27 protein-coding genes and 3 pseudogenes are annotated in these 26,237 nt (G+C 44.1%); 9 read left to right on the top strand and 21 right to left on the bottom strand.

Going from position 1 to position 26,237, the window contains the following annotated elements; genetic code table 11:
* Positions 1 to 21: 21 nt before the first annotated feature.
* Positions 22 to 1,440: an ATP-binding protein gene (locus tag GQR42_RS01835; RefSeq protein ID WP_158198675.1), complete on the top strand. Its 1,419-nt coding sequence runs from the start codon at positions 22 to 24 to the stop codon at positions 1,438 to 1,440.
* Positions 1,441 to 1,634: 194 nt separating this feature from the next.
* Here GQR42_RS01835 and prfB read toward each other — a convergent pair.
* The 13 genes from prfB to GQR42_RS01780 all read right to left on the bottom strand — a co-directional run bounded on the left by prfB (position 1,635) and on the right by GQR42_RS01780 (position 13,911).
* Positions 1,635 to 2,742 (bottom strand): peptide chain release factor 2 gene (gene prfB, locus GQR42_RS01830; RefSeq protein WP_158198674.1). Its coding sequence is split into 2 segments (ribosomal slippage): positions 1,635 to 2,669 and positions 2,671 to 2,742, totalling 1,107 coding nucleotides; the frame shifts between segments, so codons are not numbered across the junction.
* A gap of 223 nt (positions 2,743 to 2,965) precedes the next feature.
* Positions 2,966 to 4,087 (bottom strand): DUF3747 domain-containing protein, encoded by a 1,122-nt coding sequence (locus GQR42_RS01825; RefSeq protein WP_158198673.1) that lies wholly within the window; start codon positions 4,085 to 4,087, stop codon positions 2,966 to 2,968.
* A 373-nt stretch (positions 4,088 to 4,460) separates the two neighbouring features.
* The gene (locus GQR42_RS29795) at positions 4,461 to 4,757 is read right to left on the bottom strand and encodes a D-Ala-D-Ala carboxypeptidase family metallohydrolase (protein ID WP_158202335.1); all 297 of its coding nucleotides are present in this window, start codon (positions 4,755 to 4,757) and stop codon (positions 4,461 to 4,463) included.
* 1,007 nt (positions 4,758 to 5,764) lie between these two features.
* Positions 5,765 to 6,208, bottom strand: a complete 444-nt coding sequence (locus tag GQR42_RS01815; RefSeq protein WP_158198672.1) for a type II toxin-antitoxin system VapC family toxin — start codon at positions 6,206 to 6,208, stop codon at positions 5,765 to 5,767.
* Positions 6,195 to 6,467, bottom strand: a complete 273-nt coding sequence (locus GQR42_RS01810) for a DUF2281 domain-containing protein (protein WP_158198671.1) — start codon at positions 6,465 to 6,467, stop codon at positions 6,195 to 6,197. The genes GQR42_RS01815 and GQR42_RS01810 overlap by 14 nt, the downstream gene beginning before the upstream one ends.
* Positions 6,468 to 6,801: 334 nt before the next feature.
* Entirely contained in the window at positions 6,802 to 7,122 is a 321-nt protein-coding gene (locus tag GQR42_RS01805; protein ID WP_158198670.1) for a type II toxin-antitoxin system HicB family antitoxin, read from the bottom strand.
* Between the two features lie 11 nt (positions 7,123 to 7,133).
* Positions 7,134 to 7,322: a type II toxin-antitoxin system HicA family toxin gene (locus GQR42_RS01800; protein WP_002768607.1), complete on the bottom strand. Its 189-nt coding sequence runs from the start codon at positions 7,320 to 7,322 to the stop codon at positions 7,134 to 7,136.
* Positions 7,323 to 7,339: 17 nt separating this feature from the next.
* Complete coding sequence (locus tag GQR42_RS27365; protein ID WP_199273255.1) at positions 7,340 to 7,501, bottom strand: hypothetical protein; 162 nt, start codon at positions 7,499 to 7,501, stop codon at positions 7,340 to 7,342.
* 147 nt (positions 7,502 to 7,648) lie between these two features.
* Entirely contained in the window at positions 7,649 to 8,698 is a 1,050-nt protein-coding gene (locus GQR42_RS28215; protein ID WP_233271227.1) for a tetratricopeptide repeat protein, read from the bottom strand.
* Positions 8,699 to 8,741: 43 nt separating this feature from the next.
* Positions 8,742 to 11,465, bottom strand: a complete 2,724-nt coding sequence (locus GQR42_RS01795; protein ID WP_233271226.1) for a serine protease — start codon at positions 11,463 to 11,465, stop codon at positions 8,742 to 8,744.
* A 39-nt stretch (positions 11,466 to 11,504) separates the two neighbouring features.
* A complete protein-coding gene (locus tag GQR42_RS01790; RefSeq protein ID WP_158198669.1) occupies positions 11,505 to 12,113 on the bottom strand; it encodes a COP23 domain-containing protein in 609 nt (202 codons plus the stop codon).
* A 59-nt stretch (positions 12,114 to 12,172) separates the two neighbouring features.
* The gene (locus tag GQR42_RS01785; RefSeq protein ID WP_158198668.1) at positions 12,173 to 13,273 is read right to left on the bottom strand and encodes a S1C family serine protease; all 1,101 of its coding nucleotides are present in this window, start codon (positions 13,271 to 13,273) and stop codon (positions 12,173 to 12,175) included.
* Positions 13,274 to 13,416: 143 nt separating this feature from the next.
* Positions 13,417 to 13,911: a tetratricopeptide repeat protein gene (locus GQR42_RS01780; RefSeq protein WP_158198667.1), complete on the bottom strand. Its 495-nt coding sequence runs from the start codon at positions 13,909 to 13,911 to the stop codon at positions 13,417 to 13,419.
* Positions 13,912 to 14,089: 178 nt separating this feature from the next.
* On the opposite strand from GQR42_RS01780, the gene GQR42_RS01775 reads away from it, so the two are divergent.
* Complete coding sequence (locus GQR42_RS01775) at positions 14,090 to 14,647, top strand: Uma2 family endonuclease (protein ID WP_002763043.1); 558 nt, start codon at positions 14,090 to 14,092, stop codon at positions 14,645 to 14,647.
* Positions 14,648 to 14,692: 45 nt separating this feature from the next.
* Here GQR42_RS01775 and GQR42_RS01770 read toward each other — a convergent pair whose 3' ends face one another.
* The gene (locus tag GQR42_RS01770) at positions 14,693 to 15,022 is read right to left on the bottom strand and encodes a hypothetical protein (protein ID WP_158198666.1); all 330 of its coding nucleotides are present in this window, start codon (positions 15,020 to 15,022) and stop codon (positions 14,693 to 14,695) included.
* 35 nt (positions 15,023 to 15,057) lie between these two features.
* Here GQR42_RS01770 and GQR42_RS01765 point away from each other — a divergent pair, with 35 nt between their 5' ends.
* Together GQR42_RS01765 and GQR42_RS01760 are read left to right on the top strand one after the other, a co-directional pair.
* Positions 15,058 to 15,294 carry a DUF4160 domain-containing protein gene (locus GQR42_RS01765; protein ID WP_158198665.1) on the top strand — a complete coding sequence of 79 codons (237 nt, stop codon included), beginning with the start codon at positions 15,058 to 15,060 and terminating at the stop codon, positions 15,292 to 15,294.
* Positions 15,278 to 15,526, top strand: a complete 249-nt coding sequence (locus GQR42_RS01760) for a DUF2442 domain-containing protein (protein ID WP_158198664.1) — start codon at positions 15,278 to 15,280, stop codon at positions 15,524 to 15,526. Before GQR42_RS01765 ends, GQR42_RS01760 begins: the two co-directional genes overlap by 17 nt.
* 255 nt (positions 15,527 to 15,781) lie before the next feature.
* Here GQR42_RS01760 and GQR42_RS01755 read toward each other — a convergent pair whose 3' ends face one another.
* The 6 genes and pseudogenes from GQR42_RS01755 to GQR42_RS01730 all read right to left on the bottom strand — a co-directional run.
* The gene (locus tag GQR42_RS01755; protein ID WP_158198663.1) at positions 15,782 to 16,093 is read right to left on the bottom strand and encodes a transcriptional regulator; all 312 of its coding nucleotides are present in this window, start codon (positions 16,091 to 16,093) and stop codon (positions 15,782 to 15,784) included.
* Positions 16,094 to 16,403: 310 nt separating this feature from the next.
* On the bottom strand, positions 16,404 to 16,748 hold the full coding sequence (locus GQR42_RS01750; protein ID WP_158198662.1) for a hypothetical protein: 345 nt from the start codon (positions 16,746 to 16,748) through the stop codon (positions 16,404 to 16,406).
* A gap of 8 nt (positions 16,749 to 16,756) precedes the next feature.
* Complete coding sequence (locus GQR42_RS01745; protein ID WP_233271225.1) at positions 16,757 to 16,993, bottom strand: hypothetical protein; 237 nt, start codon at positions 16,991 to 16,993, stop codon at positions 16,757 to 16,759.
* A 113-nt stretch (positions 16,994 to 17,106) separates the two neighbouring features.
* A complete protein-coding gene (locus GQR42_RS01740) occupies positions 17,107 to 20,019 on the bottom strand; it encodes a tetratricopeptide repeat-containing S1 family peptidase (RefSeq protein WP_158198661.1) in 2,913 nt (970 codons plus the stop codon).
* A gap of 92 nt (positions 20,020 to 20,111) precedes the next feature.
* Positions 20,112 to 22,580 (bottom strand): annotated as a pseudogene (locus GQR42_RS01735) (CHASE2 domain-containing protein).
* Positions 22,581 to 22,595: 15 nt separating this feature from the next.
* Positions 22,596 to 22,805, bottom strand: a pseudogene (locus tag GQR42_RS01730) (DUF1822 family protein); the annotation flags it as partial.
* Positions 22,806 to 22,984: 179 nt separating this feature from the next.
* On the opposite strand from GQR42_RS01730, the pseudogene GQR42_RS29790 reads away from it, so the two are divergent.
* The 5 genes and pseudogenes from GQR42_RS29790 to GQR42_RS01705 form a co-directional block, all read left to right on the top strand.
* Positions 22,985 to 23,074 (top strand): annotated as a pseudogene (locus GQR42_RS29790) (IS5/IS1182 family transposase); the annotation flags it as partial.
* 24 nt (positions 23,075 to 23,098) lie between these two features.
* Positions 23,099 to 23,419 carry a hypothetical protein gene (locus tag GQR42_RS28205; RefSeq protein ID WP_233271222.1) on the top strand — a complete coding sequence of 107 codons (321 nt, stop codon included), beginning with the start codon at positions 23,099 to 23,101 and terminating at the stop codon, positions 23,417 to 23,419.
* Positions 23,420 to 23,666: 247 nt separating this feature from the next.
* Complete coding sequence (locus GQR42_RS01715; protein ID WP_158198660.1) at positions 23,667 to 24,473, top strand: TlyA family RNA methyltransferase; 807 nt, start codon at positions 23,667 to 23,669, stop codon at positions 24,471 to 24,473.
* Positions 24,474 to 24,662: 189 nt separating this feature from the next.
* The gene (locus tag GQR42_RS01710; RefSeq protein WP_158198659.1) at positions 24,663 to 24,833 is read left to right on the top strand and encodes a type II restriction endonuclease; all 171 of its coding nucleotides are present in this window, start codon (positions 24,663 to 24,665) and stop codon (positions 24,831 to 24,833) included.
* A gap of 3 nt (positions 24,834 to 24,836) precedes the next feature.
* Positions 24,837 to 25,217: a cyclic nucleotide-binding domain-containing protein gene (locus GQR42_RS01705; protein WP_158198658.1), complete on the top strand. Its 381-nt coding sequence runs from the start codon at positions 24,837 to 24,839 to the stop codon at positions 25,215 to 25,217.
* A 30-nt stretch (positions 25,218 to 25,247) separates the two neighbouring features.
* Here GQR42_RS01705 and fmt read toward each other — a convergent pair whose 3' ends face one another.
* Positions 25,248 to 26,225, bottom strand: a complete 978-nt coding sequence (gene fmt / locus GQR42_RS01700) for a methionyl-tRNA formyltransferase (protein WP_158198657.1) — start codon at positions 26,223 to 26,225, stop codon at positions 25,248 to 25,250.
* Positions 26,226 to 26,237: the final 12 nt, after the last annotated feature.

Below are 26,237 nucleotides of genomic sequence, written 5' to 3'. Positions count from 1 at the left end.
CACCCATAAGGAGACTACTGCATGATAAACCCAGAGACCCTAGAAGGTTGGTTAAATGCTCCAGTGGAAAATGAGCGACTAGAATTTAAAGAGGCTAAAAATCAATTTGATACAAACAAACTGTTAAAATATTGCGTCGCCCTTGCTAATGAAAGAGGTGGCCATTTTATCTTAGGTGTTACCGATAAACGTCCCCGTAAAATTGTTGGTTCACAAGCCTTTCCTACACCAGAAGAAATTAACAGCATTAAATCGCTAATCGTTCAAAAACTTGGCTTGCGTGTGGAAATCACCGAATTGGCCCACCCTGATGGTCGTGTCTTGGTTTTTGAAGTGCCAACCCGTCCCACAGGACAACCTATCGCCTTTGAAGGCGCTTATCTAATGCGAGCAGGGGAAGACTTAGTACCCATGACACCTGATCTGCTTAAGCGCATTTTTGCTGAAGATCAACAAGATTGGTTTTGTCAATCCGCTTGCTTTCATGCTAGTCCAGATGAGGTTATTGACCTACTCGACACCCAAACCTACTTTAAATTGCTCAAGCTTCCTTATCCTAGCCATCGTGATGCTGTTCTAGAAAGGTTACAAGGCGATCAACTCCTTGACCAAACATCAAAAGGTTGGACAATTCCTAATTTATCTGCCATCCTTCTGGCCAAACAACTTGATCGCTTTTCCCCTACCTTAGCCCGTAAAGCAGCACGAGTGATTATCTATGAGGGAACAGGTAAAATTAAAACTCGGCTGGAACAGACAGGAATTAAGGGATATGCTGTGGGTTTTGAGGGTTTAGTTAATTTTGTCCACGATTTAGCCCCTCAAAATCGCATCATCGAAGAAGTTCTTCGGGAAGAAGTGAAAATGTTTCCTAAACAAGCTTTGCGAGAACTCATCGCCAATGCTTTGATTCATCAGGACTTTCTCACTACAGGTGCTTCGGTGATGATTGAAATGTATGATGATCGAGTAGAAATCTCTAACCCTGGTATTCCTTTTATCAAAGTAGAACGCTTTATAGACGAATATCGCTCCCGTAATGAGCAATTAGCTGACATAATGCGTCGTTTTGGCATTTGTGAAGAAAAGGGCAGTGGTATTGATAAAGTTATTTCCGCTGCCGAGAAATTTCAACTTCCTGCACCAGATTTTAGAGTAGGTGAGGTCCGAACAACTTCTATCCTATTCGCTCATCAGGATTTTGGCAAAATGAGTCAATCTGACCGTATTCGCGCTTGTTATCAGCACTGTTGTCTCCTATATATCAATAATCAACGGATGTCTAACCAGAGCTTAAGAGAGCGATTTCATTTAGACGAGTCAAGAGCTGCCACTGTGTCTCTACTAATCGGTGCAACTAAAGAAGCGGGACTGATTAAATCCGACGAATCTGAATCTAAATCAACTCGTTATGCTCGTTATCTACCCTTTTGGGCCTAGACTAGCCCTGGGCGAAGTCGAAAGGCTAAAAAGTGCTTTAACGCAAATCCATTTTAGGGATGTCAAATCGGCGAAACCCTTATGCAGCAAGCAAAAAAGTGTTTTAACGCAAATCGACATTTTTCAAAGAGGAGATTTTATCATCATTTCCACACAGGAGTGGGACTTGTTGGCGACAACAGTGATACATTTCTTCACACTTCCCCTCCCCAATGCAAATAGGCTTCAATAAAGCTATCTAAATCCCCATTCATTACCCCGGTAACATCGGTGGTTTCCACATTACTGCGGAGATCCTTAACCAATTGATAGGGATGAAAAACATAGTTACGGATTTGATTCCCCCAAGCGGCCTCCACCATATCGCCGCGAATTTCAGCGATCGCTTGAGCCTGTTGTTCCCGAGCAATAATTAACAATTTCGCTTTTAATAAAGCTAGGGCTTTTTCTTTATTTTGTAATTGCGATCGCTCTTGGGTACAACGTACAGCGATACCTGTGGGAAGATGAACCACACGCACGGCAGTTTCCACTTTATTAACATTTTGTCCACCTTTTCCCCCCGATCTAGTGGTGGTAATTTCTAAGTCTTTATCGGGAATTTCTACCCTCACCGCATCATCGCCCAAAATTGGCATCACTTCCACCCCGGCGAAACTGGTTTGACGTTTACCATTAGCATTAAAAGGGGAAATTCTGACTAACCGATGGGTGCCTTTTTCTCCTTTCAGATAACCGTAAGCATAAGTTCCGGCAATCTCAATTGTCACCGATTTAATTCCCGCTTCATCTCCTTCTGATATTTCCGCTAAAGTGACTTTATATCCCTGTTTCTCGGCCCAGCGAGAATACATTCTCAGGAGCATTTCTGTCCAATCTTGGGCATCGGTTCCCCCGGCCCCCGCATTAATCGTTAAAACCGCTCCTTTCGCGTCATAGGGACCATTTAAAAGCTGTTGCAATTCCCAGCGATCGAGGTCATGCTGTAAATGAGTTAAATTGTCCGTTGCTTCTTCTAGTAAAGCTCGATCGGATTCTAATTCTAATAACTCGATAATTGCCTTGGTATCTTCTAATTGTCCACACCAACCCTGATAGGTTTCTAAAGAAGATTTACATTCATTTAGTTCTTGCAGGGTTTTTTGAGCAGTATCGGGATTATCCCAAAAAGTGGGGACGGCCGCCACCTGTTCTAAGTCTTTAATTTTGGCCCTTAAAGTGGGTAAGTCAAAGATAGTCCTGGGTTTTACCCAGGCGCGATCCTACTATCTCGATACCTTTTTTTAGTTCCGATATTTCCATGTTTTCAGTTATCAGTTATTAGTTACTCTAGAAGTCAGGAGTCAGGAGGCCGGAGTTGAGAGTTGAGAGTTGAGAGTTGGGGTTTTAGGGTTTTGGGGGTTTGGGGGTTTGGGGGTTTAGGGAAATTTCAGCCAAATGCTCCACTTCCCCATTTCCCCATTTCCCCACTCCCCCATTTCCCCATTTCCCCTATCCACTCTCTGTTCCGCAGTTCCAGCGTTCACTAAAATGGTACGATCGATCCGCGCAGGGGGGCAAGACTTTGTAAAGCGTTTTCAGCCTTATCACGACTACTAAACGCGCCTATTTGCCAGACGCGACGACCTTGGTGGGAAGTGGGGAAAGCGTCGGGATAGAGAGAACGAACTTTGCTGCGATCGCTATCGGTTTTAGCTTCAATTACTACTTTAAAGCCTTTGCGGCCAGTATTACCAGTATTACCAGTATTACTACTACTGGGATTAGGGGCAGCCCGATTAAAAGTGATTACGTCTGATAAACTTCTCTGATTGCCTAAATTACGCGGTGGCGGTGGTGGTACAATTGCATTACTATTCTGGGAATTGGGAGGAGTCAGGGGGGGTAAATTAGGGCTAACTGGGGACGGTGGCGTTAAATTTGACTCTGGTACTCGATTAGTGACCACTGGCTGAGGATTGCTCTGTACTGCTGTTTCCGCAGCGGTAAAGGTATATTCTCGCACTTCGGGATTAGCGGAAGGATTAACCGGTGTTTCTGCTTTGACGGATTCTCTGGGGGGGGAATAACTATTACCTGCGAGTAATTCCGGGGGAGGATTGAAACTGGGACTATCGGCAGTTAGATAGATATGACTGAGATTTTGACCTGCTAGACTGCGTTTAGTAAAGCGCCAGCCATCGATGAGATAAATTTGCATTAAACCGGTCCCTAAACCTTTTGTCCGTCCAATAATTACCTCCGATTGCCTGGGATTGCGGGGGGTTCCCACGAGGACTAATTCCCCGTTGCGTTGTACGATACGCAGCAGGTATTCTAAACCGTAATCTTTGCCCTGAATGCGAAGGGAATAACCGTTACTGTCGGTGGCCCGTTCACAACTGCCGGTAAAATCGAAATCGAGCAGGAGAGGCTGAACAATGGTCGGTTCTGTGCCATTTACCGCCCAGCATTGGCGTTTACCGGGGATTTGTTGCAAAATCAGTAAATCGTATTTACCGTTACCGTAGGGTCGGGCAATAGCGATAAAATCCTCTTGATTAACTTCTCGTTGTTCAAAGAGAGTTGCTTGACTAGGTGTAGTCAGGAGACAACCCCCCAGAAGTGAGAACAGTAGGGTAAATTTTAAGGATGATTTTAGATTCATAAATTCATAAATAGGGAGCGTTGTTATAGAGATCGCACTTGCATTTATTTTATCGATCTAGACGTAAGCGAGAGAATTTTGTTTTCCCAGAGGATACCCCAAACAAAAACGCTCGCTGTTGTGGCGAGCGCTTGAACCACTAATAACTGACAACCAAACCCTAATAAGGGACTTGCGCTTTGATAATGTACCTTTTGGGCGAACGCAGTTCGCCCCTACATTGTGGACAAAATCCGTTACTGTAGGGGCGCAAGGAACTGGCACCGAAAATCTCTAGTAAGGGACTTGCGCTTTGATAATGTGCCATTTAGGGCTGGTCTGATTCTTCTACAGAGCGATTTTCAAAGCTGGGATATTATTCCCACGCAAGTCCCTAATTCCATCTTGGCCCTTTTTCGCCACCGCTTCGCCATCCCTTCCCATTCCGAGTGTCAAGGTGAACAAAACCCCGGCGCGCCCCATACCCTAGCGCCCCGAACCAGTGCAGAGCGAGCCAAGCTTGAAACTTAGCCAAAGACGCGGGGTGCAGCGGGCGAATATCGGCTGCGCCACCCTCAAGGTGCTGAGAGTTAGACGCGTCCCTGACGGCGCGATTAAGGGCGGGCGGGCGATACCACGAAGTAACTAAAATCGGAGACCCCCACTCCTCACGGATTTTATCTAGTTTGATCGCAAGTTGTCAAATCTCGCGTTCTATCTCGCTGCCAGTAGGGGGAACCAGGCGCGGGTCGTTTTTAGTTACTTCCCCCACGCTAAAAAATTTGGCTCTTCGTTACTCTTTATGCTAAATCAACAGACAAGATGCCAAGACAAGAGTAACGAATATCCGAAACGCTGTAATACTGCTCATACTAAATTCGTGCAGTATAGGCTACATATCAGGACAGGCAATAGGCAATAGGCAATAGGCAAAAGGGAGAATAAATAATCAGTTTTTAATAACCAGATTTAGTATCACTTAAAACTCAAATCTGATCAGTGATCACTGATTAGGAGTTGATTTTAGCTTTTTTTGCGATCACTAGTAAGAGGTAGATCACCAGTAGATACACCATTGGTAACACTAAGGTCATGGTAGGCATTGTTTGATTAGGGAGGAGAGAAGATAGTTAAAATTAGGTAAGCTCAATCTTGCCCCATTGATCATTAAATGACTGGGGACGAGAAAACTAGCCAAATCTGCAAACAGATCGAGCTTATCAGTCAGTCACTCTGCCAAGGGACTGGGATCGAGTTGGACAGGTAATAGTCTTCAACTCCATTCTTCCCACCAAAAACCGACGAGAAATAATTCCTCATCTTAACAATTCCTAGGTGAGAACTGGGGGTTAATTTCTTGCAACTGCCACTATCAACTTAACATAAGATGTCAAGGACTGGGAAAAAAATTTTTTAATACCATTTTTCAAAAGTAATGGCAGAGATAGTTAATTTCCCTCACCCCCAACCCCTCTCACCTTCTGGGAGAGGGGAGTAAAGTAGCTGCCAGGAATAAAGAAAAATGATATAAGAAACCCAACAAAAAGCAATGAGAGGAGGGGAATAGCGAGCGCCGATTCAGACAGATTTAGGTGTTGGGTGTTGGGTTTCGCTTTTCCTTAAAATTTAGAGGTTTTCCTTAACATATTTATTCGCTCAACCCAACCTACGGACTACGGACTACGGACTAATGATTAACTAGAAATTTGGGAAAAGATTAATAAAGGGTTTTTTATTTTTCCAGTGATAGGTATTAAAATCTCGATTATCAATTGATAAGATACGTCCATTTCCTAACTCTTCTGCTAAGATAACTAGAGAGGCATCGGCTAAGTCCATTGGCAGACTTTGATATTGTTTCATAAGGTCTTGAATTCTTTCTAGATGAGTATTTTCAAGGTGAAATAATAGAAATTTTTGGGGATGTCTCTCAAATACGTTCATTAATTTTATTTGTTTTTCAACTCCTGTATAGAGATTTGGAGAACGTTGTAAAAGAAGATGATAACTTTCTGTTAAAACACACCAAGTTGTAATTAGTGGTTGAGAAGAATACTGTGCTAAGGTTTGCTGTGCTATTAGATGATATTGATCTTTATTGTTAAATAAAGCCACCCAGAACCCGGTATCAACGATGATCATATTTAGCTTTTAATCCTTCTTTGAGAACAGATTTATAATTAGTAGAAAGGTCGGATTCTGCACTAATACAAACGATTAATCCAGATTCTTTTAAAATGTCTAGGGTACTTTGATCTTCAGGGTTTATTTTTGCTGCAATCTCTGGCTTTTTTGCCAAGGAATAGCGTTTTTTTAATAACTCAATAAAATCAATCAGTAAGTTTTGTGCTTCTTCAGGTAATTGGTTAATATCTTGTTGAATTTGTTCTAAGTTAATCATTAGTTTTCCTCCGTTAAGGTTTTTAAATGGGCTGCTAATTTTTAAGCCACATAACGAATAATTTTGACTTCTGCTCCTTTATTAATAGGAATAGAATTACCGTTGGTTGGGTTGACCCAAGGAAACCCAACAATAGTATCATAGCAATTACCGTAGGTTGGGTTGACGTAAGGAAACCCAACAATACACCCAAGGAAACCCAACAATACACCCAAGGAAACCCAACCATAGACCCAAGGAAACCCAACAAAAAGATTCAGACGGATTTAGGTGTTGGGTGTTGGGTTTCGCTTTCCCTTAGAATTGAGAGGTTTTCTTTAACATATTTATTCGCTCAACCCAACCTAGGGACTGCACCTAGTTTTTTACACACAATTTCTGATGGTTTTAAAATAGTTTCTGATACCTCAATGGGCAGAAAAGCGATCGCATCTTGATGATCCGCGTCGGTTAAAATGGTTTCGAGGGTGCTAGGGGTGGGAATTTCGTCCCCATCTGCCAACATGAAGGAAATATGACCTTTTAAGGCTTCAGTTGCCATTTTTTTCGCTTCTTCGATGGTTTCTCCTGCACTAATACAACCGGGAAAGTCATAAAATTGTACCCCATAATCACTATGGTTATCTTTATGAACGGTGGCCAAATAAGTAATCATTGATTTCTCCTTTATCGTAATTTAATACCTGCTTGTTTTTCGATACTGATTAGGGTTTTAAGGGGAATATCCTTTTTAGGGTGAGGAACAGTCACTTTCCCTTTTTTATGGGGATGTTTAAAATGATGATGACTTCCTGTTGTACCTACTTGATACCATCCCTCATCCTTCAGTTTTTTGATAATTTCTCGACTTTCCATAATTGATGATTTCTATTTCACCCCCCTAATTGTTGTAAAATCTGCATCACCTTTTCATAAGTTGCCATATTATTCGGTTGGTAGAATATTATAGCTGCTTGTTGTCGATCAATTTTTGCTTTTTCGGTTTGTTTTAATCTGGCATATAAAAGACCACGACTACGGACTATAGTAATCATAGCAATTATCGTCGATTGGGTTGACGTAAGGAAACCCAACAAAAAGATTCAGACAGATTTAGGTGTTGGGTGTTGGGTTTCGCTTTTCCTGAGAATTGAGAGGTTTTCTTTAACATATTTATTCGCTCAACCCAACCTACGAAACTACTACAGTTGCGAGAGTAGTTTCCGAGCATCAGCGATGATTTTATCACCCCAGAGATTTTTTTGCAGGGTTTCAACCTGAGAAAATTCAGGGTCAATTTTAAGCGCACTTTTAGCAAGTTTGATCGCTTTCTCCGTATTGCCTTGACGGTAGAGAGTAACGGCTAAAGCGAGTTGATTTTCGGCAGATTGGGGGTTAATTTCCAGACTTTTTTGAAATTGGCTACTGGCCAAATTTAGATCGCCTTGTTCGTAATGAATTAAGCCAATATTGGTAATCGCAATTAGATTTTTTTCGTCCAGTTCGAGAACTTTTTGATAGTCTTGGAGAGCTTGAGGATAACGTTTCTGTCTTTGGTAAATTTCTCCCCGGAAATTATAAGAGTCCTTGCGATTGGGATCGAGAGCGATCGCCTGATTGAAATCCGCTAGAGCTAAATCCCATTTTTGAGTTTGATAGTAAAGGAGTCCTCGCGTAGAGTAAAATGAAGCATTGTCCGGCTTAAGCTTGATCGCTTGATTAAAATCCGCTAGAGCTAAATCCCATTTTTGCCATTCTAGGTACTTTAAGCCGCGTAGGAAGTAGGCACTGGGAAATTGCTTGATCTCGATAACTTTCGTGATATCTGCAATCGCTAAATCCCATTTCTTTTGTTGATCATAAATAATATAACGTTGTAAATAAGCCGACCAGTATTTCGGATCGAGTTCGATCGCCCGACTGTAATCAGCTAAGGCGATATCCGATTTTTGCTGTTGTCGGTAAATTTCCCCACGGTTGTAATACAGTTCTGCATCGTTACCATTAAGCTCGATCGCCTTGTTATAATCGGCGAGGGCGAGATCGAGTTGATTTTGATTGCGATAAATATCTCCCCGATAGCGATAGGCTAACTTGAAATAGGGATTAATCTGGATCGCTTGGCTTAAATCGGTGAGGGCGAGATCCCATTCTTTTCGATCCCAGTATAGAATTGCTCTAGCTCCGTAAGCGAATTCGGGGTTTGGCGAGAGTTCGATCGCCTTGTTAAAATCAGCCAGAGCTAAATCCAACTTTTGTTGTTGAAAATAAACACCTCCTCGAGCGACATAACTATTAAAAGAACCGAGTTCGATTCGCCTTGTTCAAATCAGCGAGAGCGATATCCCATTTTTCCTGTTTACTGTAAAGATTTCCCCGCCCCTCGTAACCCAGGCCAGAATTCGGATCGAGTTCGAGTGCTTTATTAAAATCCGCTAGAGCTAAGTCCCATTCGCGACGCGTCGTATAGAATCGCCCGCGACTCTCGTAACCCAGGCCGGAATTCGGATCGAGTTCGATGGCTTTATTAAAATCCGCTAGAGCTAAGTCCTGTTTTTCCATGGATTCGTAAGCGACACCTCGCATTGAATGGGCGACAACGGAATAGGGATTAATTTCGATCTCTTTTGTGAGATCGGCGATCGCTAACTCCTCTTCACTTTGAAAAATATAAAAAATACCTCTCATTCCATAAGAGTTAGGATCGTTAGGATCGATGGTAATCGCTTTGTTATAATCCGCTAGAGCTAAATCCCATTGTTTTCGAGTCTGATAAAACACTCCTCGGCTCCCATAGGCTGCCGCGAAATTAGCATCGATCTCGATGGCTCGGTTATAATCAGCCAGAGCTAAATCCCATTCTTTCCGCTCCTCGTACACATCGGCGCGAGCCATATACGCCCTAGGGTTATTCGGATTCAACGTCAGAGCTTTATTATAATCGGCTAAAGCGAGATCCCATTTTTTTTGATCCTTGTATATATTCCCGCGATTGCTGTACCAACCGGATCGGGGAGCGATTTCTATAGCTCGGTTAATTGCTTCTAAAGCTCGATCGTAACGTTTTACGTTTTGTAGTGCCGACGATAGACTATTGTAATAGTTGGGATTCCGGGTAGAAATTTTGATCGCTTGTTCAAAACTATCGATCGCTTTTTCGGATTGATTCACCCCCCCATAAAATACACCCTGATAATATAAAATTTCCGCGTGAAATTCCGAACCTTTCTCGCGAGTGGGTAGAATAGCGAGGGCTTGATCGAGGGCTTCGATCGCTTCTCGAGCTTTGTATTTGCGCCCGTAAACCCTTGCCTTACCGTACCAAGCTAAATAAGTATATTCGGGATTATTTAATTGTATTGCCCGATCGAAGGCTTGCAATGCCCGATCCTCTTTTTTCAAGCGCCAGAGTTGATTGCCCCGCTCGATCCAGATGTCTGCTGAGGCGTTAGTTTCTGGTACTTCTACACTGACAAGGGTGCGATCAATCTCTTCTTTTTGTTGTGCGGTTAATTGGGGTTGAACGGTAACTAAAGAAGGTAATTTAAACCGAAAATTTTCCTGTAAACCGACAAAACTATTAATCGGAATCCCTAAGCTAAAACCTAGCTGAATTTTACCCTTGACCCCCTCGGAGCGCCCGTGAATACCGATCACCTGTCCGGCCGCGTTTAAGACTGGGCCGCCGCTCATACCGCCGAAGGTAATACTGGTATAGACCATATCGTAACCGCCGCTCAGGGAACTAACTCCGATCGATGCCCCACTTTGGGTAATCGTAAAATCACTCTGTCGCGTGGCGAGAAGTCCTTCCTCCTGACTTTTCACCGCACCGCCGCTAAAGAGCCATGCCGCTTGTTTATCGCCGATTTTCGGGAATCCCGCCACGAAAACGGGACTCTCTCGATCGGGGCTATAATTCGCGATCTCGGCTATAGAATAATTTTCACTACTCTCGAAGGTAAAAATGGCCAGATCGACCCCTTCCTGACGAATAATGGTTTTTTTATCGAGGGGAAGGGTTTTGCCGTCGGAGGTGACGAGGGTATAGGTGAAATCGGCACAGGTTTTCTCCTCGGCTACTTTCTCACAGAGGACGTGATCCGCAGTTAAGACGGTGTAAGTTTTTCCTTCGCGGGCGATAATCACGCCGCTACCGTTAGCCTCGCTACTACTCTCGATCTGGACGGTAAATGCTCTTGCTTTCCCTTCTAATTGGGCGATATAGCCAGTATAAACCGGGTTTTCGATGCTGGAGTCGTTTTTCGGTAAAGGGAGCTTGTAGGCGGTGAGAATTTCGGGTTGGATGTAGGTTAAAAGGGTATTGATGGGAATGCCCCAATTAACGGTTCTCATCTGTTGGATTTGTGCGTCTGTGGGTTTCCTGCCGTCCTCGTAGATGTAGTTAGAGAGAATCGGATAGGCCGAACGTCCGTTAATGCCGATTAACTCATCCTCAAAAAAGATACCACCGCCGCTCATTCCCTGCACGATCTCCCCACTATAACCGATGCTGTAGCCCTCCCGGAGAGGTTGATCGCTCATCTGTTCAATTTTCCCCTCATTGATGGTGTACTGCCCCGTTTCTGCCGAATAACCAGCCATGGTGATTTCTATATCGGTGTCGAGGGGGATAGAACTAATTCGCGCGATCGCATAATCCCGGGTATCGCGAAACTCTACCAGGGCGATATCCTTATCTCCGGGTAGGGAATTCGGGACAACGCGCGCGGTGCGGGTTTGTCCGTCGTGGGTTTGGATCTGTAGGGTGGTCGCGCCGCGAATAACGTGGGCGTTGGTAATCACCAGGTAATTACTCCCTTTTTTGCCGATAATCGTCCCCGATCCCCGATTTGTCTGGCTAGTGATCCGAACGGTGACTTGACGGATCGATCGCTCGATCTCCGCGTCTGGGCTGTTTTCCGCCACGATCGCCGGGTGAGAGAAAGGGGATATCGCTTTAACCGGTACGACGGGCAGAATTAGGAGGCTTAGGAGTAGGGGAAAGGGTTTTAACATGGTTATTATGGGGAAATTCGGGATAAAACAGCGAAAATTCTAGCGGGTGGGAACGCAATTATTTTGCGGGCCAGCAGATCTCGTATCACAGGGTGCGTCGCGATCGGCGAGCGGTACTTTGGCAAAAAACTCCCTCATTGACACCAAGGTTTTACCTCCGGAATTCTGGAGGAGCATATCGGAGGTTTTCCCCTCTAGGATGTCCATGAGTTGTTGTAAGACTAAATCCGGATTGTCGTGGGGTTTGAGGGTAAAAAGTTGGCTATTGCCGTCGCAGGGGTCGTCGGTACGGGAAATCGCGCAGATAATCGGGTATCCTTTCACCCTGCCGGTGGTGAGATAGTTAAAACGCCCTTGATCATAGGCTTTCTGGAATTTTTGCGTGACTTCCTCGCAGCGAACCGGGGAACGTTTGGAGAAATATTCCGATTTCCAGCCGATAATCCGCACATTGCCGCTCCTTTCGGGAATCCAAGCGAGGGTGGCGGGGATCTTGCTTCCCGATGCGCGATCGAACACCTCTTTACAGAAGAAGGTGACGCGATTCGGGGTGGTCGATTGGCTGAAACCGGGGGCGATACCACCGAGGAGGACAGTGGCGAGGAGGCCGACGCAAGCGAGACGGAGGGAAATATGTCTAGGGTTCATAGGGATAGTTCCTCAGAAAATAGGGATTAGAATCGTGATTAGGGTCAAAATGGGATTATTTAAGGGTTAGCGGTGGCGTTGAGGGTGTAGCGACCCGATTCACCCCCTTCGCGAGAGGTAGCCTCTAGGATATAAACTCCATCGGCGGGTAATTCGGTTACAAGTCGAGCGTTAAAATCACCGGGAGCGCGATCGGCTCGCTGGTTACTACGGGCTAACTCTATGTATTTTGTCCCTTCAGGGGATTGGAGAACGCGATAGAGGACAAGATAGGGAGCGATATCTTGGCTATTCATATCTAGAACGATTTTCTGTCCGGCGCGGCCCTCGAAGGCGTAATATTGCTCGTTTTGGTCTTTCGTCAAGGCTCCTTGAACGGTTTGACCGTTAAGAGGCAGCGAGATCACCTGTACTAAATCTTCCTCTACTAGGGTGGAAACGGAGGATATATCGCCTGTTTTAACGGCGGTGAGGAAATCTTGCAGGCGATCGAGGGAAATGGCGAAATTAATCCCGCTTTGGGTACGGCCGATCGGATTTCCCGCACCGTCGTAAACGTAACTCCTGATATCGCCCGCGACGTTAACCCCCACCACTTCCCCCCGTGAATTGAGAAGCGGCCCGCCGGAATTGCCTGGGTTGATATTAGCGTTGTGTTGTACTCTGCCTTTTTCGGGGTCGAGACGGCTGATAATGCCTTGGGTGAGGGTGTTTTGATAGTCCTCGTCTAAGGGTGTGCCGATGGCGAAAACGCTTTCGCCGACTTTGACGGAGTTGGGATCAGCTAGGGGAAGATAGGGCAGGTTCGGGCGGTTATAAATCCGCAGGACGGCTAAATCCACGCCATTTTTGGCGAAGCCGATCACATCGGCGGAGGCCTGCTGTCCGTTGGAGAATTTCACCGTCACCACCCGGGGGCCATTCTCGACAACGTGGGCGTTGGTAATGATCATACCGTCGGGACTGACGAGAAAGCCGCTACCGAGACTGTAACCATTTTTGACGGTGACGACGGCGGGGCTGGCTTTCTGATAGACTCTAGAAGCGGTCTGCTCCTGGGCGAGGATGGGTGGAATGTTTTCCATCAGGAAGCCTCCGGGTTGACAGCTTAGGGCGGTGGTGGCGAGTAGCACCGATAGGGTGAAAGTAATTGGTTTCATCGGGTTGACTCCTCTTTAGTCGGGGGCTGCTGGCAAGGATGTTATCGTTGGGTTTTTCCCAATTATGCGATCGAGTTTTAAGTCCTCAGGTTGCTTTTTTCACAAAAGTTTAAAGGGGGAGAGCGATCGCTCTCCGTTTGAACTTACGCGCCTAATTGCCGTAGTGCTTCTATGGCGCTGTTGTACATTTCTGTGTTTCCCTGCTGGCGAAATAGTTCCGCGGCCGTTGTTAGATCGGCGATCGCATTTTGTCTCTGGTTAAATGCGAGATGGACGATACCCCGTAAATGGTAAGCGTAGGCAGCGCGGGGGTTTAGTCGGATCGCGGTGTTCAGGTCTTGAAACGCCGGTCGCCATTGTTCGCGAATCGTGTAAATCATGCCCCGACCGAAGTAAGCTTCGGTATAGTCCGGATCGAGTTCGATCGCTCTGGTGAATTGAGCGAGGGCGAGATCATATTTTTCCTGTTGGATGTAGTTAACTCCCCGGTTAAAGTGGGCGATCGCTTCTTTGTAGTTCGCTTGAGTGATCAGGGTTTCGGCTGGTTGTCGGCTCTCTAGGGCGATGACGGGGCGAACAGTTGCAAGGGTGGAGAGGCCGATTAGGCTGACGGTGGTGAGAAGGGCGAAGGATTTCATGGGTAGTTCCTCGGTGAGGGTGATTTGAGCTTCTACCTAATTCATCGGTTGCTTTTTTGAGAATATGCAGGATAGGGCGATCAATTTTTTTTCCTTTCGGGTACAAAAGGAAAAAGCGCGGCAATCGGCATCGCTTTGTTATCATTTAGTGAAAAATACTTGTTTTTTTTGATGCAATATGGTAAGCAAATCCCCGACGATTACTGATGCGGAATTAATTCGCCTCAGTTGTCAGAACCCGGAATTAGGCTTTGAACGCAATGCAGATGGAACGTTAGTCACTATGCCCCCGATCGGAAGTATTTCAGCGAATCGAGAACTGAAAGCCGGCGCTCGCCTGCTCTACTGGGTCGAACAGAACGGGTTAGGAGAGGTATTTAGTTCTAGCGGCGGTTTTAAACTGGCCAATAGCGCGGTACGCTCTCCCGATGTGGCTTTCGTGGCGAGAGAACGTTTACCGTCCGGTTGGCAGGAAAGGGAGGATGAATTTCTCGATCTCGCGCCGGATTTCGTGATCGAGATCCGTTCTAAAACCGATAGTTTATCCAAGTTAAAGCGGAAAATGGAGGAGTATCGGGAGAACGGGGTGAAGTTAGGATGGTTGATCGATCGCCACAATAAACAGGCTTTCGTCTATCGTCAGGACGGGACGATTACCTGTTATCCCGAGAACGCGATTTTAAGCGGGGAAGATGTGGTTCCGGGGTTCACCCTAGCGCTAGAAATCTTGCTGTAAGATCGATCGCTTTTTTCGGGGTGAGATTCAAAATCGATCGAGTATCTAGACCGCGCCTAATTGCCGTAGGAATTGCAGGGCTTTTTCGCGTGCTGGCGCGTTCCCTTGCTGGCGGAACAGTTCGGCGGCTTGTCGGAAATCCTCGATCGCTTTTTCCTTGTCTAGCCGATAGACGTAAGGAAACCCAACAATACACCCAAAGAAACCCAAAAAAAGATTCAGACAGATTTGGGTGTTGGGTTTCGTTCCGATGACCCAACCTAGGAAAGGATGCGATCGCTTTTCGTCCTCTAAAACAGTGATCGCACCAAGATGACAAGCACTGTAGGCATGACCCGCTGAATATTGTAAAATTGGTGGTGCGTTACATTTCATGCTTGGCCAAATCCAGCCAAATAAGCTTTAATCTCATGCCAGAAATTTTCAGACTGGAAGGTTATGTTTTCTTTTTCTATGCCAATAAAGGCAATGAACCCATCCACGTTCACGTTCGACGCGGCGGCGGATATGCTAAATTTTGGCTAGAGCCGCTAGAATTGGATTATGCCAAAGGTTTGAAAACTAAAGAAATTGTTCGGGCTGAAATTATCATTACAGAAAACTTAGAAATAATACGGAGGAAATGGCACGATGTATTTGGTACATGAAAGCACAGTAAAAGCTCAAAAAGTTTGGGTTGAAGATAAATGGATTTGTATTCGTTTAGAAGACGATAGAGAAATTCGTTTTCCTGCTTATAAAAATAAACGCTTATCAAAAGCAACCTTTGAACAATTAGCAGAGGTTGAGTTAATTTGTGATGGTACGGGATTACATTGGGAAACCTTAGATGAGGATTTGTCCATCATTGGCATTTTAGAAGGAAGATTGGGTGCTTAAATGTTAAATGCTTAAAAAAAATCGGCTCTACCGACCCTAGTAATCATAGCAATTACCGTAGGTTAGGTTGACGTTACCAAACTACGGCCGGTCGTTGGTAGCTTGAAATCAGAAATATTTTAATTTTTATTTCCTTAAAAAAGGATAACTGATCACTGATCATTGATCACTGATAACTGAAATGTTGGGTTTCGCTTTCCCTGAGAATTGAGAGGTTTTCTTTAACCTGTTTATTCGCTCAACCCAACCTAGAGACTACGGGCACTCACTACTTAATTTAATCACTTGTTGCTCAGGAAATTTAAGGGTAAGTTCCCATTCTCCCCCTAATTCCCTCATCATACGGGTTAAATTTTCTAGGGTAAGATGTTGTTTGAAATCATCCGATTTTGCTGAAAAACAGGGCTGTTCACTTTCGCTTTCCGTGATTTCTTCTGAAGAAAGTCCTAGTCGTTGACGAAGTTCATCAATGATTTGCATTTCTTGTAAAAGTTCTTGGGTTTTAGCTTCAATTTTTGCCCTTCTTTCAGAGGGCAGTTTATCCATTTCTTCATCAAAGGTAATCATAGATTTTACTCCGTTAAGGTTTTTAAATAGGCTTCAAGTCTTTTTTCGGCGATGGGAATGTTTTTTTCATACCATCTTTTATCGCCAGTTTTATTCCCTCCTACTAGCTAAAGTAGGTTGGGTTGAGGCACGAAACCCAACAATACACCCAAGGAAACCCAACAAAAAGATTCAGACAGATTTAGGTGTTGGGTGTTGGGTTTCGCTTTTCCTTGGAATTGAGAGGTTTTCTTTAACCTATTTATTCGCTCAACCCAACCTACGGACTTTATGAACGGTGGCTAAATAAGTAATCATTATGTTTCTCATTTCAGGTTCGCATTAGATTATATTCTTCGCGGATTGATGAAGTTAGAGATTCCACTAAGATTAATTTTTCCTCAATTGACAGGGTTTTTCCTTGTTTAATTAATGTTTGTAAAGACATTTTTTTCAAATCAAATTCAGGCACAAGTAGAGCTAATTCTTGTGTTTGTTGATTTTGTAAGTCAGTAATTAATTCTTGTAAAAATAGAGAATCATTACTTAAGTCTGAAATTTCATCTTCATAGTTTTCGAGAGCTTCTAGTTGTTGAATACGGTCACTATAATTTTTGAGAAGGGATTCGAGAGCTTCGATAATAAATTGGATGTCTTTAAATGATAGAGTTTTCATAGTTTACCTCAACTTACACGATAAAAAAATTCACCAATTACCCTTAAGGCTTGTTGATAGGTTTCTATTGACATGGGAAATAAGGGTTTCCATAACCAGTGATTACCTCGATCATTAATTAATTCTAGCTCACTGGGAATAGAATTCCCCCGATCTAGTTTCCACCAGTTGTTTCCTATTCCCTGAACGGAAAAGGTCGAAATTCCCCCCGGTGTTTGTCCATCGACAAGGTTTTTTTTACCCATATTTGCCCATTATTTTCATAGATAGCAATATCTTTGTTAGGACGAACATGATCCATTCTGGGAGATGTAGCATTACCTCTACGGTATAAATCAACGGGTGTTTTTATCATTTGTCACCTCCCTAATTCGCGTAAAACCTGCATCACCTTTTCATAAGCAGCCATATTATTCTGTTGGCGGAATAATATAGCTGCTTGTTGTAGATCAATTTTTGCTTTTTCGGTTTGTTTTAATTCGGCATATAAAAGACCACGATTGGCGTAAGCCTCAGCAAAATTAGAATTAATTTTAATAGCTTCCTCGTAGTCAGCTAAAGCTAATTTGTATTTTTGTTGAGCAAAGTAAAGATTCCCCCGATTGTTGTAAGCCTCAGCAAAATTACGATTAATTTCAATAGCCTTGCTGTAGTCAGCTAAGGCTAATTCGTATTTTTTTTGGTCTTGGTAAAGATTCCCCCGATTGTAGTAAGCTTTAGCATCATTAGGATTAAGTTCAATAGCCTTGCTGTAGTCAGCTAAGGCTAATTCGTATTTTTTTTGGTCTTGGTAAAGATTCCCCCGATTGTTGTAAGCATTAGCATAATTACGATTAATTTCAATAGCTTTGCTGTAGTCAGCTAAGGCTAATTCGTATTTTTGTTGGTTAAAGTAAAGATTCCCCCGATTGTAGTAAGCCATAGCTAACTTAGAATCAAGTTCAATAGCTTTGTTGAAGTCAGCTAAAGCTAATTCGTATTTTTGTTGGAGATAGTAAACAACCCCACGACCGAGATAAGCCTCAGCAAAATTACGATTAAGTTCAATAGCTTTGGTGAAGTCAGCTAAGGCTAAATCGTATTTTTGTTGGTCATAGTAAAGATTCCCCCGATTGTTGTAAGCATAAGCATCATTAGAATCAAGTTTAATAGCTTTGTTGTAGTCAGCTAAAGCTAATTCGTATTTTTGTTGGTTAAAGTAAAGATTCCCCCGATTGTAGTAAGCTTGAGCACGAGGCGCAAGTTCAATCGCTTTATTAATTGCGGCTAATCCCTCATCATAGCGTTTTAATTCACTTAATACTACCCATTTTTCATTATAGTGATTGGGGTTATTGGGAAACAGAAAAATCGCCTGATTAATCACTGTTAATGCTTGCTCATAATTTTCTAAATATTGATAAACAGCACTTTGCAGTTGTAAAATACTACTGTGAAACTCCTTTAAATCTTCCCCTTTAGGTAAGGTATTAATCGCTTGTTGCAAAGCTTCTATGGCTGGTTGATCTTTATCTAAAGTAAATAACGCTAATCCCTTCCCATACCAGGCTAAATAGACATTATCGGGGTCATTTTGCTTAATCGCCTCATCAAAGGCTTTAATTGCTTCCTCATACCTCCGTAACCGCCATAATTGTCCTCCCCTTTCTATCCAAATATCCGCCTTCGCATTGGTATTAGGAACAATAACACCAGTAATTGCTAAAATAATTTCTTGTTTTTGTTGCTGACTAACTTGGGGTTGAGTAGTGGTTAATAATTGCGGTTTTACCTTCAATCTTTCTTGCAATCCGATAAAAGTGCTAATGGGAATCCCTAAACTATACCCTAACTGAATTTTCCCTCCCCCTGCTCCTTCTGAACGTCCATGAATCCCTATTACTCTCCCCTGGGAGTCTAAGACTGCACCGCCACTCATGCCCCCAAATGTGATGCTGGTATAAACTAATTCATAGCCTCCGGTTAAAGAAGCAACACTTTGTAATGTTCCACTTTGTTGAGTGCTTAAGTCACTTTGGCGGGTTTGTAGTAATCCCGTTTCTTTATCGTTAATTATACCGCCACTAAACAACCATTTCGAGGGATTTTGGCCAATTTTGGGGAAGCCTGCGGCAAAAACAAAATCATTAGTATTTGGGTTATAATTCGCTATTTCCGCAACCGGATAATTGTCCTGGCTTTCAAACTGAAAAACTGCTAAATCTACCCCTTCCTGCCGGATGATGGTGCTTTTCTCGATTTTTCGGGTTTTGCCGTCCCTGGTGACGACGGTGTAGGTGACATTGGCACAGGTTTTCTCCTCGGCTACTTTCTCACAGAGGACGTGATCGGCGGTTAGGACGGTGTAGGTTTTTCCCTGCTGGGCGATAATGACACCGCTACCGTTTGCACCGCTCGTACTATCGATCCGGACGGTGAAACCCTTCGCTTTTGCTTCTAATTGAGCGATGTAGCCAGTATAAACCGGGTTTTCGATGCTGGAGTCGTTTTTCGGTAAAGGGAGCTTGTAGGCGGTGAGAATTTCGGGACGGATGTAGGTTAATAGGGTATTAAGGGGAATGCCCCAATTAACCGCTCTCATCTGTTGAATTTCTTCTCCAGTGGGTTTTGTACCGTCCTCGTAGATGTAGTTAGAGAGAATCGGATAGGCCGATCGCCCGTTAATGCCGATTAACTCCCCCTCGACAAAAATGCCGCCACCGCTCATTCCCTGCACGATCTCCCCACTATAACCGACGCTGTAGCCCTCCCGGAGGGGTCGATCGCTCACCTGTTCAAGGGTTCCCTTTGTCGTCCGATACTGTCCCGTTTCGGCAACATATCCCGCAGCCACCACTTCTAAACCGATCCTTTTTTGATTGATGGTAAACTCCGCGATGGTGGCGATCGCATAATTCCGGGTATCGCTAAACTCTAGCAGGGCGAGATCTTGATTCTCCGATAGGGAACCGGGGACAATGCGGGCCGCACGGCTGTGGCCGTCGTGGGTTTGTACCTGTAGGTTTTTTGCGGTGCGGGCAACGTGGGTGTTGGTTAGGACGAGGTAATTATCGCCTTTTTTGCCGATAATCGTCCCCGATCCCCGATTTATCTCGCTAGTGATCCGAACGGTGACTCGTTGTAGGATTTGCTCCTCGGTAAGCTCCCGATCGCCCTGTGCCGTCAGAATGCGATCGTTAGAAATATTTCCGGCAGCCGGGGTGACAAGGGTTAATCCGGGTTGAGGCAGTAGGGAGAAAAGAAGGATGAGGGCGATCGAAGGTTTGATCATGGCTGTTACCTTGCTATTTTAAATAGTAGAAAACGGGTTTCTCCGAGAAACCCGTTTTCTGGGGTTTCTCCGAGAAACCCGTTTTCTGTGCGTTACTCAACGGATTTAGTATAAGAACGAAGAAAAAAGAAGATACCGGAGGTGGTGAGAAGTGCGATCGCTGGGGGGATAATCGGAACCCAGAGACCGAAATAACTAAAGAGAAGCCAACCGATGCCAGTGAGGGAAATCACAGCGATCACCACTGTCAAAAGTACCGTTTTCACCCGAAGAAAACGCCACGTTAATAATCCCCCCACTAGGGACCACCCCAACACCCAGAAAGTCTCCTGTAGGGGATTCCAGAAAGCGATCGAGGCTCGTTTTCCCGTCATTGTATCGAGAATTTGACTGACTGCGTGCGCGTGCAGATAAACCCCCGGAATTGCTTCCGACGGGTTGCGACTAAAGGGTGTTAAAAAATCATCGATCCCGGGTTCTGTTACTCCAATTAGAACAATTTTTTCCCGGACTGATTTGAGATTAAAACTCGCATCTAAAACCTGTCGGAGGGATTTTTTCGGGGCAATTTTTATGATCGCATCGATGCCATTATCGGCGATTCGACGGTAAGCGAGCATAACTTGACGGCCGGATCGGGTATCGGATTGACGGGTTTTATAGGGGCCGCGGTTGGATTTTAGCCAGTCACCGAGATGAGTATCCCCGATATTAATTTCTAGAATTCCCCGCTCCAGTTTATTGCAGTCAAAATCTTGATTCTGGGATTCTAGATAGCGTTTGGCAATTAGGAGACTAAAACTAGGAGCATAATCTTTAAAATTACAGGACATCGAGTCAACTGTGGCCAAAGAATCCGGGGGAAGACAGGGAGAGGTGCGATCGAGTTTTGCCTGATATAAAAAACGACGAATTCGGGGAACTCCGGCAATGGTTTCGTCTGGCACTGTGTTACTAAAACCACTCTGATTTTTTGGCAGTTCCGTGGGTGGGGGAAATCCGTCCGGTTGCGGGTAATTATTAAACTTACAAATCGAGATAAAATTAGGAGTATTTTGTAATTGGTTGGCTAGGGGTGGATAATCTTGTCTGGCGGCGATGGGACGGAGGATATCTAAGGCGATAATTTGCGGTTGGTAGGGTAGTAATTTATTTAAAAGCTTCGATAATGCTTCTCCTGCGAGGGAACGTTTTTGATCGCTTCCGGGTATTGTTGGTCTTTTCATACCCATGCGATCTTGATATGCCCAATCTTGGCGATCAATGGTAATAATTAATAATCTTTCATCGGGTTTATCTTTGGGTTTTAGTTGCATCAGGCGATCATAAATATTTAATTCTAAGGGTTCTAAAATTCCCGTTTCTCTTATTGCCAAGACTGTCATCGCTACGGCTAAACCTAAACCGAAAGTTAGAGCGAATCGTCGCCAATTTTGTTGTTTTTGAGGGGAGTTACTGAAACTATGCCAAGTGGGGGGTTCTTCGGTGGGATTGGGGCAAACTACGGGCAACCAACTGGCACAGGGATAGTCTTTTTCCCAGTCATCGTGGAGATTTTTTTGGGCTTCATGTACGGCGCTATAGAGAGATTTATTACTGGTAAAAGCGGTTAAAAAGTATTGCAGAAATTTGGGAGAAATAGGATCGGGTAATTTCTCGCGCATAAAGATTAGATGGGGAAGTGCCATACCTTTTTCCCGTGATATTTGTTGTGCCAAACCGATACCATCACAGGAGTTAAATATCGCTAACTTTAACCCGTTTTTAGTGGCTTCTCCCAGGGAAAAGCTAAAATCAGCTATCTTTAATTTATGAGTTTCTGTTAGTTGAATTTCGCAATCTTGGCCATCTTCTGTACTGGCACTATGACCGCTAAAAAAGAGGATATTCCAAGTTTCTTGACGCAATAACTGATTTAATTTTTGCGGGTGGGGAGCTTTTTCCCAGATAATTTCCGCTCCTGCTTTTCCCGCAATATTGTCTAAAGTTTTGCGATCTTCTTCGAGAAATCTTAAGTCGGTGGCATAGCCTAAAATGACCAAAATCCGAATTTTTTCATGATTTTTTAATTGTCTGGCTAAGGTATCGTATTCTGAGACAATAATTGCTATATCTGCGCCGATATTTTTGAGAATTTTCCATTTTTCTCAGGGGAATCTTTGCAGCCAAATATTATCGGTTTGTAACCAGATACGAAAGTTATTCCCAGAGAGCAGAATTGCGGTTTTAATCGGTTAAAATTCTGGGCTATTATTTAACCATTTGTTTAATTTGTCCTCAAATAATTTGGCTTTTTCTTGGCAGTTTGTAAAGACTAAACTCTGCTGATAACTATTGGTAATTTGTTGGGGATTGCTATCTTTTAAGACTTTAAAAAATTCCTCTAATTCACTATAGTAACGTGGCCATTGACGGTAAATAGTTAATAACTCTAAATTAGCTGGTAGCCTTGCTTTGATCACAGTTTGGGGACGAGAATTAAGATCGGGACGAATTTCTAATTTTACTTTAAATCCCCGATCAAATGTGCCATCTAGTTCGAGAGTCAAGAGTTTAATCATTAAGTTTTTCCTCGCTTAGACTTGTAAATATTCCGTTACTTTTGCCGATTTTAAAGCCACTTCAATGAAGAATTTATCCCCCAATTCAGCATCAAATCAATAACGAATAAATTCATCGTTACCTGTGGCAATTACTTCTCGAAAAACCTCTCCAGTTTCGGTAAGAATAGTTAATTTTAAATGGGGGGGTAAAGTGCTTGTTTCTCCCGTGGGGTAAACAGTCGCTACGGACTCAACCCAACTGAGATCACGGCCGAAGCCTGAGCGTAGCCGAAGGGCCAACTCTAATCCGGCTTGAATTCGGTAGAATTTAGAGGGAGAATTGTTGGTCAGTTTGGCTTTTGATTTCTTCGAGTCAGACTGAAAGTAATTCCCTTAAATCTCAGTTAACTGATGATATTTTCCGGAGACGGCGTTTTGGTCTAAGATTTAATCTAATTGCTGGCATTTACAATTATGAACTTGCTTTAGGCTATCATCAAGTAGCTGAATAAGACTTTTGCAGAAGAGCTACTGACTTGAAACCCCAGCAAGCTGATGCTCTCTGGTATGGGTTACGTCCTTCTAGCGAGTGTGTTTACTGCGACCTCAAGTCTGACGGTTGGCAGTGGCAAAACACTCGTCTGCTTGACCCACAGCGTGCCGAACGTCTTTGGTTAGCTATGGCTGTAGCCACTCTCTGGATGGTTATACCCAGTGGAGAAGCGGAAAATCAATCTTCCCTTGCCCAATTTCGAGTAACTTCCCCCCAACATACTGTCTTTAGCCAAACTCTCAAGCTCAACCCCTTTCGTCAGATTTCTTGTTTTCTTTTGGGTTCTCTGACCCGGCGTTGCTGATTTACTGAAGGGTTTGTCGATTCACCTTCTTCCTTCTTTTTCCCCCCCTCCCACCCCAGTTGATGCTTTTTACTACTCCCCTTCCTCTTAGTTGTAAAATACCTACACCTGTCAGCCTCTCCCCACTTCCCCCCGCAACGCGCACGAAGTGGTCTCCCTACTCCCCCATCTCCCTACTCCTGTCTCGGAGTCTCCTGTTTCAACTAAGAAATTAATTTTGCACGACCACTTACTAAGGGGGCCTTCCTTGCCGAAACAAAGATTAGATTTATTATTAGTAGCCAAAAATCTCTGTGATTCCCGTCAACAGGCACAGCGATTAATTTGCGCTGGAGAGGTGAAAGTCAATCACCAAATTATCGATAAACCAGCCACAGAAATCGACCAGGAAGCGGCGATCGAGGTTAAGCAGAAACTGCCCTATTTGTCAAGGGGTGGCGAAAAATTAGCCAAGGCCTTAGAATTGTTTGCCATCGATGTCGGCGATCGCATTTGTTTAGATGGGGGCATTTCTACGGGGGGATTTACCGATTGTCTCTTGCAAAAAGGAGCAAAACGGGTTTATGGGGTTGATGTGGGTTATGGACAAGTGGCGTGGAGTTTACGGCAGCATGAACGAGTTATTTTACTAGAAAGAACTAATTTTCGCTATTTAACCCCAGAAAAGTTATACGGACAGGAAAAACACGCCGATTTAGCAGTTATGGATCTGTCTTTTATTTCTCTGACTAAAGTTTTACCGACCCTGTGGACGCTGTTAAATCCACCGCGAGAAGCGATTTTATTGGTCAAACCCCAATTCGAGGTGGGACGGGAAAAAGTCGGTAAAAAAGGGGTAGTTCGCAACCATCAAGACCAAGCGGGGGCAATTTTTCAGGTTTTACAGGCCGCCGAAGTTTTAGGATGGTTCTATCGGGGTTTAACTTGGTCTCCCATTACCGGACCTGCGGGTAACGTCGAGTATCTTCTCTGGTTGTCCACCGATACCGGCCAAGTTAGTCCCAGTTTAGCCGCGATCGCAGAAATCACTCAAGCAGCGATCAAACAGTTTTAACCCCAGTGTTTTCTCAAGGAAGTGGGGAGAGGGGGAGATTTTCGGAAAACCCTTGACAAATGGCGAGACTTGTTTAAAATTATTATATGATCGGGATCCGTGCGCCCATATATATAGGGTTTTTGAGGGAAGATAACAGAAAAAAAAATAGACTCAAAAATCGGGTTGAGTAGGAATAAGGATAAAGGTATGAAGACGGAAATATTCTCTCCCCGACAAGCATTAAACAAAGCATTTCTGAGAGTCAAACCGAATCTTTGTCAGGTAGAGAAGTTTCAAGTATTCTTACATACAAAAACGATGATCGAGGAGTTCAATATATCGGAAAATGGGAGAGATAACCCGAAAAATTCTTGTTAAATCATGTTAAGTCCGGTAGACACGATTAAAATTCTCGAAAATCATCCCGATCGCACTTTTCCAGCTGGTGAAGTTATTTTTGCCGATGGCACGGAGGGCGAGTTAATGTACGGTATTCTTAGCGGAGAAGTGGAGATGTATATCAGAGGCCACTTGATAGAAACTCTAGAAAAAGGGGATGTATTCGGAGCAGGAGCACTCCTGCATGAGGATAAACTGCGAGAATCCACAGCTATCGCCAAAACTGATTGTAAATTAGCCTATCTCAATCAACCGCAGTTTTTATTTGCCGTGCAGGAAACCCCCATGTTTGCGATCGAAGTGTTAAGAAGTTATTCCGATCGCTTTCGCCAGTTGAAAAAAATCTTCACCAGTGAAGCATAGAGGAGGAAAGGAAAGCCATCCCCACCAAAACTATTGACCGAAAATCTCACCGATAGTTAAACGGGAACCATTAACCAAATCCCCACCAAAACGCGGTGGTTTTCCCGATAATTGCACTTCTTTTAATAATAAAAAACCCTCTCCCGTTTGTATGACTGGCCCGAAATTTTTCCAGAGAGCTACTATCGATCCCACTTCTCCGTTTAGATGAGAAAGGTCTTTTGTCTGTAATTCTCGAGGTAGTTGACTAGGATCGTCTAGGGGAATAGTCGCCATCACTTTTAGGGGTTGTCCCCGGAAAGTGGTTAGCCCATGAGGATAAAAACCCCGGACTCGATCGTGAATTGTCCGGCCCGAATCTTGCCAGTTGATTAGGTAGTCGGATTTTTGAATTAAAGGGGCATAGGTGGCATCGTCATTATTTTGAGGAATTGGGGTAATTTCTGCTCGATCGAGCTTAGAGAGGGTTTCTAGGAGCAAATCCGCCCCCATTTGTCCTAGGGTTGCTCCCACCTGTTCGGCATTGTCAAAAAGAGCGATCGGGCTGTAGGCTTTCAGTAACATCGGTCCGGTATCCATGCCCGCATCCATTAACATGGTGGTAATGCCGGTTTCTTTTTCTCCCCTAGCGATGCACCACTGCACGGGGGCTGCTCCCCGATATTTGGGCAAAATTGAGCCATGAACGTTAATACAGCCTAATCTTGGCATCTCTAGAATTTCTGGGGAGAGAATTTGTCCGTAGGCCAGCACCACAAAGGCATCCGCCCGCGATTGTCTGAGAAAATCTAAGGTTTTAGCGTTTTTTTTCACACTTTTGGGCTGCCAAACCAGTATTTGCTGTTCTATGGCTATTTGTTTCACTGGTGAGGGGATTAATTGATTGCCCCTTCCCCGGCGCTTGTCCGGTTGGGTAACGACGGCAATCACTTCTATATCGGGATTGGCTAATAATTTTTTCAGGGTGGGAACGGCAAAAGTCGGGGTTCCGAAAAAAACAATACGCATGGGAGAGGGGGG

It is taken from the genome of Microcystis aeruginosa FD4 (assembly GCF_009792235.1).
In the GTDB taxonomy this organism is placed as follows: Bacteria; Cyanobacteriota; Cyanobacteriia; order Cyanobacteriales; family Microcystaceae; genus Microcystis; species Microcystis viridis.
The sequence above is the reverse complement of the archived record's forward strand: the minus strand, read 5'-3'. Positions and strand labels throughout refer to the sequence as shown.